The organism is Nocardioides sp. Soil796 (assembly GCF_001429525.1).
Taxonomy (GTDB): Bacteria; Actinomycetota; Actinomycetes; order Propionibacteriales; family Nocardioidaceae; genus Nocardioides.
Genome location: NZ_LMSQ01000017.1, coordinates 248774 through 261601, shown reverse-complemented (window position 1 = coordinate 261601; position 12828 = coordinate 248774). Strand labels below are relative to the sequence as shown.

10 protein-coding genes are annotated in these 12828 nt (G+C 70.4%); 3 read left to right on the top strand and 7 right to left on the bottom strand.

Annotated features, from left to right (window positions below; translation table 11 throughout):
* The 3 genes from ASH02_RS08235 to leuC form a co-directional block, all read right to left on the bottom strand.
* A partial coding sequence (locus tag ASH02_RS08235) for an HU family DNA-binding protein (RefSeq protein ID WP_056891409.1) occupies window positions 1–441 on the bottom strand: 441 nt, incomplete at its 3' end.
* Window positions 442–690: 249 nt separating this feature from the next.
* The gene (gene leuD / locus ASH02_RS08230) at window positions 691–1290 is read right to left on the bottom strand and encodes a 3-isopropylmalate dehydratase small subunit (protein WP_056890723.1); all 600 of its coding nucleotides are present in this window, start codon (window positions 1288–1290) and stop codon (window positions 691–693) included.
* 5 nt (window positions 1291–1295) lie between these two features.
* Window positions 1296–2726, bottom strand: a complete 1431-nt coding sequence (leuC, locus tag ASH02_RS08225; RefSeq protein WP_056676211.1) for a 3-isopropylmalate dehydratase large subunit — start codon at window positions 2724–2726, stop codon at window positions 1296–1298.
* A gap of 90 nt (window positions 2727–2816) precedes the next feature.
* Between leuC and ASH02_RS08220 the strand changes: the two genes are divergently transcribed.
* Window positions 2817–3539, top strand: a complete 723-nt coding sequence (locus ASH02_RS08220; RefSeq protein ID WP_056676208.1) for an IclR family transcriptional regulator — start codon at window positions 2817–2819, stop codon at window positions 3537–3539.
* Window positions 3540–3673: 134 nt separating this feature from the next.
* Here ASH02_RS08220 and ASH02_RS08215 read toward each other — a convergent pair whose 3' ends face one another.
* The 4 genes from ASH02_RS08215 to ASH02_RS08200 form a co-directional block, all read right to left on the bottom strand.
* A complete protein-coding gene (locus tag ASH02_RS08215) occupies window positions 3674–4399 on the bottom strand; it encodes an SGNH/GDSL hydrolase family protein (protein WP_082599415.1) in 726 nt (241 codons plus the stop codon).
* Complete coding sequence (locus ASH02_RS08210; protein WP_321163500.1) at window positions 4399–4869, bottom strand: methylated-DNA--[protein]-cysteine S-methyltransferase; 471 nt, start codon at window positions 4867–4869, stop codon at window positions 4399–4401. The genes ASH02_RS08215 and ASH02_RS08210 overlap by 1 nt, the downstream gene beginning before the upstream one ends.
* A gap of 13 nt (window positions 4870–4882) precedes the next feature.
* Entirely contained in the window at window positions 4883–6361 is a 1479-nt protein-coding gene (locus tag ASH02_RS08205; RefSeq protein ID WP_056676203.1) for a DNA-3-methyladenine glycosylase 2, read from the bottom strand.
* A gap of 109 nt (window positions 6362–6470) precedes the next feature.
* Window positions 6471–9197, bottom strand: coding sequence for a helix-turn-helix transcriptional regulator (locus ASH02_RS08200; RefSeq protein ID WP_057294563.1), 2727 nt, complete (start codon window positions 9195–9197; stop codon window positions 6471–6473).
* A gap of 256 nt (window positions 9198–9453) precedes the next feature.
* On the opposite strand from ASH02_RS08200, the gene ASH02_RS08195 reads away from it, so the two are divergent.
* Together ASH02_RS08195 and ASH02_RS08190 are read left to right on the top strand one after the other, a co-directional pair.
* The gene (locus tag ASH02_RS08195; protein WP_056676188.1) at window positions 9454–10539 is read left to right on the top strand and encodes a class I SAM-dependent methyltransferase; all 1086 of its coding nucleotides are present in this window, start codon (window positions 9454–9456) and stop codon (window positions 10537–10539) included.
* Entirely contained in the window at window positions 10539–12713 is a 2175-nt protein-coding gene (locus tag ASH02_RS08190) for an alpha/beta hydrolase (protein ID WP_235539013.1), read from the top strand. The genes ASH02_RS08195 and ASH02_RS08190 overlap by 1 nt, the downstream gene beginning before the upstream one ends.
* The last annotated feature ends 115 nt before the right edge of the window (window positions 12714–12828 follow it).

Sequence of the window (12828 nt, the reverse complement as noted above, 5' to 3'; positions counted from 1 at the left end):
GGTCGCCGTCGTCTTCGCCGGAGCAGCAGCCTTCGTGGCCTTCTTCGCCGGCGCCTTCTTCGCGGGCGCCTTCTTGGCTGCGGCCTTGGTGGCTGCACCTGCTGCACTGGCCGCCTTCTTGGCCGGTGCAGTCGCCTTGGCCAGGGTGAGCTTCGGCAGCTTCTTCGCACCGGAGATCACGGCCTTGAGGTCGGCACCCGGGGTGAACTTCGGGATCGCCTTCTTCTTGGCCCGCATCTTCTCGCCGGTGCGCGGGTTCCGCACCGTGCGCGCCTCGCGGATCTTCTTCTCGAACGAGCCGAAGCCCGTGATGGCGACCTTCTCCCCCTTGGCGACCTCACGGGTGATGGTGTCCAGGACGGACTCCAGCGCGTGGGCGGCGGCCTTCCGGTTGCCCTCGTAGCGTGCGGCCAGGGTGTCGATGAGCTGAGTCTTGTTCACTAGCTTCCCTTCCAATGAACCAATCCGGCCGAGCTCCTGCCCGACATCTCCCATGCACGCTAGGCATTCGTGGCTCAACTCACAATGACCACGGCGCGTTTTCGACCGAATTCCTTTACGGGAAATTCGCGGTCCAGACCACCATTTCCCTTGTCCGGTGTGGAATTGGGTTCCGAGGAGAAGTCGTGAAATGCGCGAATCCCTTGCCAGGCAAGGGATTCGCGGTCAATCAGTCAGAAGTAGAGGCTCTCAAAGAGTCGCCGGCTTCCACGCAGGACGATTTGATTCGTATGCCGCGATGTCGACCTCGTTCGACAGCGTGATGCCGATGTCGTCGAGCCCGTTGAGCAGCCGGTAGCGCGTGTAGTCGTCGATGTCGAAGGAATCCTCGATCGCGTCAGGCCCTTCTCCGGCCCTCACGGTGCGGCTCTCGAGGTCGACGGTGACCGTCGTGCCCGGGTGCTCGGCGAGGTGGTCCCAGATCTTCTGCACGACCTTCTCGTCGACCTGCGCCGCCAACAGTCCGGCCTTGCCGGAGTTGCCGCGGAAGATGTCGGCGAAGCGCGAGGAGATGACGGCCCTGAACCCGTAGTTCTGCAGGGCCCACACCGCGTGCTCACGCGACGAGCCGGTGCCGAAGTCGGGTCCGGCGACCAGCACCGACGCCTCGGCGTACTCCGGCTTGTTCAGCACGAAGTCGGGGTCGTTGCGCCAGGCCGCGAAGAGGCCGTCCTCGAAGCCGGTGCGGGTCACCCGCTTCAGGTAGACCGCGGGGATGATCTGGTCGGTGTCGACGTTGCTGCGCTTGAGCGGTACGGCGACACCGGTGTGGGTGGTGAACTTGTCCATGATGCTCAGGCGTCCTTTCCGGCGGTCGCGCTTGCGGAGACCAGGTCGGCGGGGGAAGACAGCGTGCCGCGCACGGCGGTGGCAGCGGCGACGGGGATCGACACGAGGTGCGTGCGACCGCCCTTGCCCTGACGTCCCTCGAAGTTGCGGTTGGACGTCGACGCGCTGCGCTCACCCGGGGTCAACTGGTCGGGGTTCATGCCCAGGCACATGGAGCAACCAGCTCCGCGCCACTCTGCGCCGGCCTCGATGAATACCTTGTCGAGCCCTTCTTCCTGGGCCTGCAGGCGCACCCGCACCGAGCCGGGCACGACGAGCAGACGGGTGCCGTCGGCGACCTTGTGGCCCTTGATGATCTCGGCGGCGAGGCGGAGGTCCTCGATGCGACCGTTGGTGCACGAGCCGACGAACACGGTGTCGACGTGGACCTCGCGCATCGGCGTACCGGCCTCGAGGCCCATGTACTTGAGGGCGTTCTCGGCGGCGACGCGGTCCTGCTCTTCCTCGAACTCCGCGGGGATCGGGACGTTGCCGCCCAGCGGCACGCCCTGGCCGGGGTTCGTGCCCCACGTGACGAACGGCGTCATCTCGGAGGCGTCGAGCACGATCTCCTTGTCGAACTCCGCGTCGTCGTCGGTGACCAGGGTCTTCCAGTGCGCGACCGCGGCGTCCCAGTCGGCACCCTTGGGGGCCTCGGGCTTGCCCTCGATGTAGTCGAAGGTGGTCTGGTCAGGGGCGATCAGGCCGGCCTTGGCACCCCACTCGATCGACATGTTGCAGACCGTCATGCGGCCCTCCATCGAGAGCTCCTCGATGGCCTGGCCGCGGTATTCGACGATGTAGCCCTGGCCACCACCGGTGCCGGTGTGCGTGATCAGGGTGAGCACCATGTCCTTGGCGGTGACGCCCTCGGGCAGCGAGCCGTTGATGGTCACGGCCATCGTCTTCGGCTTGGCCTGCATCAGCGTCTGGGTGGCCAGCACGTGCTCGACCTCCGACGTACCGATGCCGAACGCGATGGCGCCGAACGCGCCGTGGGTGCTGGTGTGCGAGTCGCCGCACACGATGGTCATGCCGGGCTGGGTCAGCCCGAGCTGCGGACCGACCACGTGCACGATGCCCTGCTCGATGTCGCCGAGCGGGTGCAGGCGTACGCCGAACTCCTCGGCGTTCTTGCGCAGGGTGTCGACCTGGGTCTTGGAGACCGGGTCGGCGATCGGCTTGTCCCAGTCGATGGTCGGGACGTTGTGGTCCTCGGTGGCCAGGGTCAGGTCGGGGCGACGCACCTTGCGGCCAGCGAGACGGAGACCGTCGAAGGCCTGCGGCGAGGTGACTTCGTGAATGAGGTGGAGGTCGATGAAGAGGAGGTCGGGTTCTCCTTCAGCACTGCGGACGACATGCTCGTCCCACACCTTCTCCGACAGGGTCTTGCCCATGACTTCCCTCCACGACTTTCTCGAGCGACGTTCCTCAGGTCACAGAGACTAGCTCTTGCATCCCATGATCTGAGACGGCAGTATTGCCATATGGACAACTCTAGCGGAGTCGGCGTTCTCGACAAAGCCGCCCTGGTGCTCGCCGCACTGGAGGCCGGCCCGGCCACCCTTGCGGGACTGGTCGCAGGCACAGGGCTGGCACGACCGACGGCGCACCGCCTGGCCGTGGCCCTCGAACACCACCGCCTGGTGGCCCGCGACATGCAGGGCCGCTTCGTCCTCGGACCGCGCCTGGCCGAGCTCTCCGCCGCCGCCGGCGAGGACCGCCTGCTCGCCGCGGCCGGTCCGGTCCTGGCCCGCCTGCGCGACATCACCGGCGAGTCCGCACAGCTGTGGCGCCGTCAGGGTGAGCACCGCGTCTGCGTCGCTGCCGCCGAGCGTCCCAGCGGCCTGCGCGACACCATCCCGGTCGGCTCGCAGCTGACCATGCGCGCGGGTTCCGCCGCCCAGGTGCTGCTGGCCTGGGAGGACCCCGAGCGCATGCACCGCGGCCTGCAGAACGCGGCGTACTCCGCCACCGCCCTCTCGGGCATCCGGCGCCGAGGCTGGGCGCAGTCGGTCGGCGAGCGCGAGCAGGGGGTGGCCTCGGTCTCCGCACCGGTGCGCTCCCCCAGCGGCAAGATCATCGCGGCGGTGTCCGTCTCCGGCCCGCTCGAGCGGCTTTCCCGTCAGCCCGGCCGGATGCACGCACCCGCTGTCATTGCCGCCGCCGAGCGGCTCTCCGAGTCACTCCGCCGCGCCGCCGCCGAGTGACCACGAACCGTGCATTCTTGATGCGCGAGCCGTGGATTGTTGCGCTTCGAACCGTGGGTTCTTGATGACTGTGCCGCCACCGCGACACTCGAGCATCACCCTGTAGGCCAGCTCGAGAGTGCCAGCAGACTGGCTCACAACAGGCGGTGGATCTCGTCGGCGAAGGCCGCGTGCACGGCCTCGGACGGATGGAACCCGTCAGAGGCGAACGGCCTCTCGACGTCGAAGGCGGGACCGTTCAGGGGCAGGTGCTGAACGCTCGGGTACGACGACACGATCGACCGTCCGGCGCGGTCGAGTGCCCGTGAACGCAGGCCCATCACCGAACGCAGCGGTCGCGGCAGACGCGTGAACATCGACATGTCCGGCACCCCGAGGAGCACGACCTGGGCGCGCGGCGCCGTACGGCTGAGGGCGTCGAGCAGGGCAGTGAGCTCAGCGCGCCAGCGTCGCGTGGAGTGCAGCCCCTTCGCATCGTTGACACCCACCGACAGCACCACGACGTCGGCGGAGGCGAGCTCCGGCGCACGTGAATCGACCAGGTCGAGCACACCGCCCGCGGTCAGGCCTGACTGCGCCACCACCGCGCGTCGTACGGCGTGACCGTCCGAGAGCAGGACGGCCAGCCGACCCGCGAGCGTGGCGTCGTGGTGGGCGATCCCGACACCGGCAGCCACGGAGTCACCGAGCACCACCAGATGCAGCGGTGCACCGGAGAAAGGACCACGGGTGTCCTCGAGACCGTCGGCCTCGGGCAGTCGCTCGATGGTGCGCCGGGCGCTGACGCCCTGCACGGCGACGAGTCCGACCGCACCGGCGACCAGGGACAGGGGCACGAGCAGCAGCCGGACAGCCCCCATCAGAAGAGGGCCTCCTGCTCGATGTCGAGCAGCGTCTGCTTGCGCTCCACTCCCCCGGCGTAGCCGGTGAGCGAGCCGTCCGCACCGATCACCCGATGGCACGGGATGACAATCGGGATCGGGTTGCGCCCGTTGGCCAGACCGACCGCGCGCGATGCCGCGTTCGTGTGGCCCAGGCGATGCGCGATCTGACCGTACGACGCGGTCTCTCCGTGCGGGATCAGCTGGAGCTCCTTCCAGACCCGCTGCTGGAACTCGGTGCCGTGCGGGGCCAGGGGAAGGTCGAAGTCGGTCAGGTCGCGAGCGAAGTACGCCGTCAGCTGCCGGATCGTCTCGACGAGCACCGGGTGGTCGTCATCGCGGGCACCGAGAGGTCGCCCGTCACTGGGCTGGCGGAACGGCGAGAACTCGATCGCCGACACCGCGCCCTCGCGTTCGATGATGCGCAGCTCGCCCACGGGCGAATCCATCAGGGTCCACATGTCAGTTCATCTCCTCTGGGTGGGCGAGCGAACGCCACAGGTACATCAGTGCATAGGAGCGCCACGGGCGCCATGGTTCCGCGATGCCGTCGGCGTCCTTCGGGTCGGCGCCGAGGCCGGCCAGCGCATGGCGCACGGCCACGTCGGTAGGCAGGAACACGTCGGGATCGCCCAACGCCCGCATCGCTATGTAGTCGGCCGTCCACGGCCCGATGCCGGGCACGGCCAGGAGCCCACGGCGTACGTCGGCGCGGTCGGCCCGGCGGTCGAGGCTCACCCGGCCGTCGGCCAGGGAAGCGCACAGTTCGGTGAGCGCTCGACCCCGGGCGCGGGGCATCGGCAGGTCCTCGGGATCGAGCGCCGCCAACGCAGTGGCCGTCGGGAACAGGGTCGTGAGTCCGTCGGACCCCAGCTCGTCGGGCAGCGGCACACCGTGGGCCGCGGCCAGTCGGCCGGCCACGGTTCGGGCCCCGGCGACACTCACCTGCTGGCCCAGGACCGCGCGGACGGCGATCTCGTCGCCGTCGACGTGACCGGGCACCCGGAGTCCGGGCAACGCGCGGACCAGGGCACCGACCAGCGGGTCCTCGACCAGTTGGTCAGCGACCGCCATCGGGTCGCAGTCGGCGTCGAGCAGCCGGCGGACGCGCTCGACGGCAGCTGACGTGTCGCGCAGGTCGGCCAACCGGAACGTCGCCGACACCAGCGCGATGCCTCCCTCGTCGACGGCGTCGTCGAGCTCGAGGTGCACGGTGCCGGGTCCGTAGGGCAACGCCAGCGCCCGGGCATACCACCCGTCGCCGACCGCCTCGACGCCCGGAATCGCTCGCAGGGCAAGGAAGTCGAGCAACGCGCGTCCCGCGAACGGCGTACGCACGGCCAACCGCATCGACAGCTGTCCGGCCGCTCCGCGGGAGGGCGTACGACGACCGCGCAGGTCGGTCGGCGACGACGCATAGACCTCGCGGATCGTGTCGTTGAACTGGCGGATGCTGGAGAACCCGGCGGCGAACGCGACGTCCGCGAACGTCATCGTCGTCGTCTCGACGAGGATCCGCGCGGTCTGCGCGCGGCGGGCCCTGGCCAGGGCGAGGGGGCCGGCACCGAGCTCGGCGTTGAGGATGCGGGTCAGGTGTCGCGAGGTGTATCCCAGCGACGTGGCGAGCCCCTCGACGCCGTCGCGGTCGACCACGCCGTCGGCGATGAGACGCATCGCGCGACCGGCCACGTCGGCGGCGACATCCCAGTCAGGACTGCCCGGAGTGGCATCGGGAAGGCAGCGCTTGCAGGCCCGGAAGCCCGCCGACTGTGCAGCGGCGGCGGTCGGGAAGAACGAGACGTTCTTCGAGGCCGGGGTGCGCGCCGGGCACGAGGGGCGGCAGTAGATGCCGGTCGTGTGCACCGCCGTGTAGAACACCCCGTCGAAGCGGCGGTCCTTGCTCTTCACGGCCCGGTAGCAGGCCTCGGTGTCGGTGAACATGGCTCCATCCTGCCGCACCCACGAAGCCCGTTCTAGCGGAAATCAGACACGGCCATCGGGAGCGAGCTCGCGACGGGTCGAGCAGAACTCACGACGGGTCGATCAGAACTCACGACAGGTCGATGTGTGAACGGAGCTCGGCCCGCGTGTGGATGCCGAGCTTCATGTAGACGTGCCGCAGGTGGTACTCCACGGTCTTCGGGCTGAGGAACAACGCCGCCGCCGCTTCACGGGTGGTGCGGCCGGCGCCGAGCAGACCGGCGATCTGCAGCTCCTGCGGGGTGAGCAGGTCGATGCTCCGGTCTCCGCGACGATGTGGCTGCTCCCCCGTGGCCTCGAGCTCGGCCGCTGCCTGCTCGGCCCACGGCCCGGCACCCAGCTCCTCGAACGTCGCCAGCGCCTCCCGAAGGACCGGCCGCGCGGCCACCCTGCGCCGAGACCGGCGGTGCCAGGACCCCACCGCCAGTTGGGTCCTGGCTCGCTCGAAGAGGTCGGGGCTGCCGTCGTGCAGGGACAGCGCCGCGTCGAAGTGTACGGACGCCCCGCCCCCTGCCAGCAGCGCCAAGGTGCGCTCCGCACGCGCGATCGCCCACGGTTGCCCCTTCGCCAGCGCCCGGGACCGATACACGGCGGCGATCTCCCCGGCCTCGGCCGCCCGACCGAGCCGGACCAGCGCTTCGGCCCGTTCTGGTCCCGGGGACAGGTCGACGTCCAGCAAGCCGATCCGCGACAACAGGGACTCGAGCGCCTCGAAGTGGCCGAGCGCCTCGTGGGCGCGCCCGGCCCCGAGGGCGAGGTCTCCCAGCGCGGACAACGCCCAGGCACGCGCCAACGCAATGCCGTGTCCATCGGCCAGTGTGCTGGCCTCGTCGGCGTCACGACGGCAGTCGTCCGCCTGCCCCATCCGGGCCGACAGCCAGGCGCGACCGGCCAGCGACATCGCCAGGTCGGTGGTCTGCCCCGACTCACGGGCCAGCGCCACCGCCTCGTGGTAGACCGCCAGGGCACTCGACCACCGGTCGGTGGTGGCGTGGTCGCGGGCCACGTGGAAGAGCAGGGTGGGCAGCGTCCCCAACGCACACCTGTCGCGCAGCTCCTGCACGACGTGGTCGACCAGGTCCCGTCCGGTGCTCGACTCACGCAGGAACAAGGAGCCCAACACCATCCACCCGGGGCGACGCAGGTCGTCGCTCCACCAGGTGCCCTGCTCCAGCTCCTCGACCGCCGAGCGGATCAGCTCGATGCCCGGCTCACCGGCGAGCACCCGCGCCATGCCGATCGTCATCCGACCACGCACTTCGACGTACGTCGACGTCACCGAGTCCAGGAGCGCCTCGAGCCGAGTGGCTGCGGCAAGTCCCTCCGCGGTCGCGCCCAAAAGGAAGCACGCGTTGATCTGGTCGGCAGCCAGCATCGCGGCCGCATCGGGGTCGGTGACGGCGAGGGCGAGGCTGGCCCGACGCAGGAGCGTCCCGGCCAGATCGAGCGAGCCGGCCCGCATCTCCAGGTTGCCGCGCACACCGTCCACCGCGGCACCCACCTCCGAGCCCGGAGCCACCTCGGAGGCGTGCTCGAGCAGGGTCTCTGCCCGAGCCAACTGCCCGGCCAGCCACGCCGCCTCCCCCGCAAGGAGCAGTCGCTGAGCCGTCGCCCGCACGCTCCCGCTCAGTGCCGCTGCCCGCTCGTACGCCGTGGCCGCGACCGAGTGGGCGCCCCGGCCGGCCGCCCGGCTGCCCACCTCGGCCAGCAGGTCACCGACGTGTTCGTCGACGCCGATCACGGTCTCGCTGAGATGCCAGGCCCTCCGGTCGGGGTCCGACTGGGGCTGGGAGTGCGCGACAGCCAGATGGGCACTCCTCCGCTCTGCCGGCGAGGCGGCCCCATAGGCACTGGAGCGCACGAGCGGATGGCGGAACGTGATGCCGCCGGACGAGAGGGCGACGAGTCCGACCTCCTCCGCGGCGGTCAGGTCACCGATGCTCGTGCCCAGCTCAGTGAGCGCACGACCCACCACGGCGGCGTCGGCTTCGGCGATCGAGGCGACCAGGAGCGCCTTCCTCGTGCGCGCGGGCAGGGCGAGGACCCGCCGTCCGAACTCACCCAGCAGCCGGTCCGGCACGGTCAGGGGCGTGGTCGGCGCCAGCCGGTCGATCGCATCGACCTCCTCCGCCAGCTCCACGACGGCGAGCGGGTTCCCCGCGGTAGCCCGGTGCACCCGGGCGACGGTGTCGGGTGCCACGGGAGCGTTCGCGGAGTCGGCGAGCAGCCGCGCCACGGACTCGGGCGGCAGCCCTTCGAGCTCCAGGCGTGGAAGGTCGGAGTCGAAGACCGGTGTGCCCGTGGTGGGTCGCGTCGCCACCACGACCGCGATCGGGTCGGCCATCAGTCGGCGGCTGGCGAAGACGAGGGCCTCCGCCGAGGGATGGTCGAAGAAGTGGGCGTCGTCGACGAGCAGGAGCAGGGGCTCCTCCTCCGCACAACGGCTGAGCAGTCCCAGGGTGGCTGCACCGACCGCGAACCTGTCCCCCGCCGTACCCTCGCGCAGCGCCAACGCCACCTCCAGGGCCGTGGCCTGGGGACCCGGCAGGGCCGGGAGCAGGTCGAGCAACGGCAGCAGGAGCTGGTGCAGTCCCGCGAACGCGAGACCGCTCTCCGACTCCACCCCGTCAGCCTTCAGGATGCGCACCGACTCGGCCTTGTCGGCCAGGTTGCGCAGCAGCGTCGACTTGCCGATCCCCGGCTCGCCCGTCACGACGAGCACGCCGCTCTGCTGGATCCGGGCGCCGCCGACCAGCCTGTCCAGGGCCAGGATCTCGGCGTCGCGCCCGACCAGCATCTTCTGATCGTACGGACACCAACGCTAGCGAGTGATTCCAAGGGGTGCCGGATCAGCGAGCGGTCNGCAAGGCGGACNNNGAGCGAAGGCGGGACGGAGTCCCGTCGAGTCGAGGACAACGCCGCCGGTCGGGATGCGGGGCATCGCGCGCCCGGCACTTCCCCTTGGAATCACTCGCTAGGTGGGTCACCGGATTCGGAGCGGCCACGTCCGGCGTCACTGTGGGCAGCACATCCACCACCGGAGGAGCACCGACATGAGCACCATCGACCAGACCCCCGCCAGCACCGCCGTCGACCCCGACAAGCTGATGGCCTTCGTCTTCCGCGCCGTCGAGGAGGTGGGCGCCGGCCTCAACGGCGCCCTCGTCGTGATGGGCGACCAGCTCGGCTACTACCGGAGCCTCGCCGATCACGGGCCGACCACCGCGGCCGAGCTGGCCGAGCGCACCGGGACGGAGCCGCACTACACCCGCGAGTGGCTCAACTGCCAGGCCGCCGGCGCCTACGTCACCTACGACCCCGACACCGGGCGCTACACGCTCCCGCCCGAGCAGGCGGTGGCGATGACCGACAGTGAGAGTCCGGCGTACCTCCCGGGGCTGTTCCAGACCGCGCACGGCTCGATCCGCGACGCGCACCTGATCGTCGAGGCCGCGCGCAACGGCGACGGCTTCGGCTGGGGCGAGCACAACGGCGACGTGCACGTCGGGTGCGAGCGGTTCTTCCGCCCGGGGTACGTCGCCAACCTCGTCGGCGCCTGGTTGCCCGCACTCGAGGGCGTCGTACCGCGTCTGGAGGCCGGAGCGACCGTCGCCGACATCGGTTGCGGGCACGGCGCCTCGACGATCCTGATGGCCCAGGCGTTCCCCAGGTCGAGCTTCGTCGGCTCCGACTACCACGCCGGGTCGATCGAGACCGCCCGCTCGCGGGCCGAGGACGCCGGTGTCGGCGACCGGGTCTCGTTCGTCACCGACGACGCGCGGGCCGTGGACGGCGGCTTCGACCTCGTCACCACGTTCGACTGCCTGCACGACATGGGTGACCCGGTCGGCGCCGCCCGCAACATCCGGCGCACCATCAAGGACGACGGCACCTGGATGATCGTCGAACCGGCCGCCGGCGACCACGTCGAGGACAACCTCAACCCGGTCGGCCGCGCCTACTACGGCTTCTCGACCCTGCTGTGCACGCCGTCGTCGCTGGCCCAGGACGTCGGTCTCGGACTCGGTGCCCAGGCCGGCCCGGCCCGGATCAGGGACGTCGTGACCACCGCCGGGTTCACGCAGTTCCGGGTGGCTGCCGAGACGCCGTTCAACAAGGTGTACGAGGTGCGGCCCTGATGGGTCTGGCAGGCCCGCTCGTGCGGGAGCACGATGGGGAGATGGTGCAGGAGCAGCGCCGTGCCCGGTCACCCGACCGGACCGGGACCGCGGTGAGGGACTGGGTGTCCCTCGCCTGGGAGGTGTACGGCGACGGGCCGGTCACGGTGCTGCTGATGCCCACCTGGTCGATCATCCCGTCGAGGTTCTGGAAACTGCAGATCCCATACCTGGCGCGGCATTTCCGGGTGGTCACCTTCGACGGTCGCGGGAGCGGGCGCTCCGGGCGGCCGTCGGGCGCGGCGGCGTACGCGAACCTCGACTACGCCGCCGACACGGTCGCGGTGATGGACGCCACCGACACGGACTCCGCCGTGCTGGTCGCCCTGTCCTGTGCCGTGACCTGGTCGGTGCACGTGGCGGCCGACCATCCCGAGCGGGTCCGGGGCCTGTTCGCGATCGCCCCGTCGTGCGGGTTGGCGGTGGCCGACCCCGCCCGCGAACGGTTCGCCTGGGACCAGCGGCACGACACGACCGACGGGTGGGCGGCGTACAACAAGCACAACTGGCTGGAGGGCGACTACGACGGCTTCCGCCGGTTCTTCTTCGAGCAGATGTTCTCGGAGCCGCATTCCACCAAGCAGATCGAGGACTGCCTGCTGTGGTCCGCCGACATCACCGCACAGACCCTCTGCGACACGACCGCCGGTCGCCTGGGGCTGGAGGGTGCCGTCAACGAGCCGCTGGAGCCGGTCTGCGCCCGGGTCACCTGTCCGGTCGCCGTGGTGCACGGCGACCGCGACCGGATCCGGCCGTGGGGTGTCGGGAAGCGGCTGGCCGAGCTGACGGGTGGCTCGTTCACCCTTCTGGAAGGCGTGGGCCACGGTCCGCCGGGCCGGCAGCCCGTGCTGGTCAACACGATGGTCCGCGCGTTCGTCGAAGGGCTCGGCCGTCCGCCTGTACGACGTACGTGGCAGCGCGCGCTCGACCGGCCGCGCCGGGTGCTCTACCTGAGCTCGCCGATCGGGCTCGGTCACGCCCGGCGCGACGTCGCCATCGCCGAGGAGCTCCGCCGATGCTGCCCCGGCCTGCAGGTCGACTGGCTGGCCCAGCATCCCGTCACGACGGTTCTCGAGGCCGCCGGCGAACGCATCCACCCGGCCTCGCAGTGGCTGCTCAACGAGTCGACCCACATCGAGGAGGAGGCCGGCGAGCACGACCTCCATGCCTTCCGCACCATCCGCCGGATGGACGAGATCCTGGTCAACAACTTCATGGTCTTCGACGACGTCGTGGGTGAGGAGCACTACGACCTCGTGGTCGGCGACGAGGCGTGGGACGTCGACCACTTCCTCCACGAGAACCCTGAGCGCAAGCGGTTCGCCTACGCCTGGATGACGGACTTCGTGGGGTGGTTGCCGATGCCGGACGGTGGTGAGGAGGAGGCCCGCCTGACCAGCGACCACAACGCGGAGATGATCGAGCAGCGGGCCAGGTTCCGTCAGCTGCGCGACCGGTCGGTGTTCGTCGGCAACCCCTCCGACATCGTCGACGGTGCGTTCGGTCCGGGCCTGCCGGGGATCCGTGAGTGGACCGAGCAGAACTTCGACTTCGCGGGCTACGTGACGGGATTCGAGGCACCGACCCGGCCGGAGACCGAGCGGCTGAGGCGATCGCTGGGCTACCGGCCGGAGCACAAGCTGTGCGTGGTGACGGTCGGCGGCTCCGGCGTCGGTGGACCCTTGCTGCAACGGGTCCTCGACGCGGCGCCACTGGCCCGGCGGCTGCTGCCCGAGCTGCGGTTCCTCGTGGTCTGCGGGCCGCGGATCGACCCCGCCTCGCTCCCCCGCCGCACCGGAGTACGGGTTCGCGGCTACCTGCCGCGACTCCACGACCACCTGGCCGCCGCCGACGTCGCCGTGGTCCAGGGCGGCCTGACCACGTGCATGGAGCTGGCCTCGGCCCGGACCCCGTTCCTCTACGTCCCGCTGGAGCACCACTTCGAGCAGAACTTCCACGTCCGGCACCGCCTGGAGAGGTACGGCGCGGGCCGGCACCTGTCGTACGGCGAGGCGTCCGATCCGGGCTTCCTGGCAGAGGCGATCGTCAAGGAGCTGATGGTCGAGCAGCACGTGCTGCCGGTGGAGTCCGACGGTGCCGCGCGGGCCGCCGCAATGCTCGCCGAGCTCCTCTGACCGACCTGTCGCCACNNNNTTCTCGTTGACCTGTCGCCAGTTCTCGTTGACCCGTCGTGAATTCGAGAACTCACGACGGGTCGACCCGAACTCACGACGGGTCGACCCGAACTGG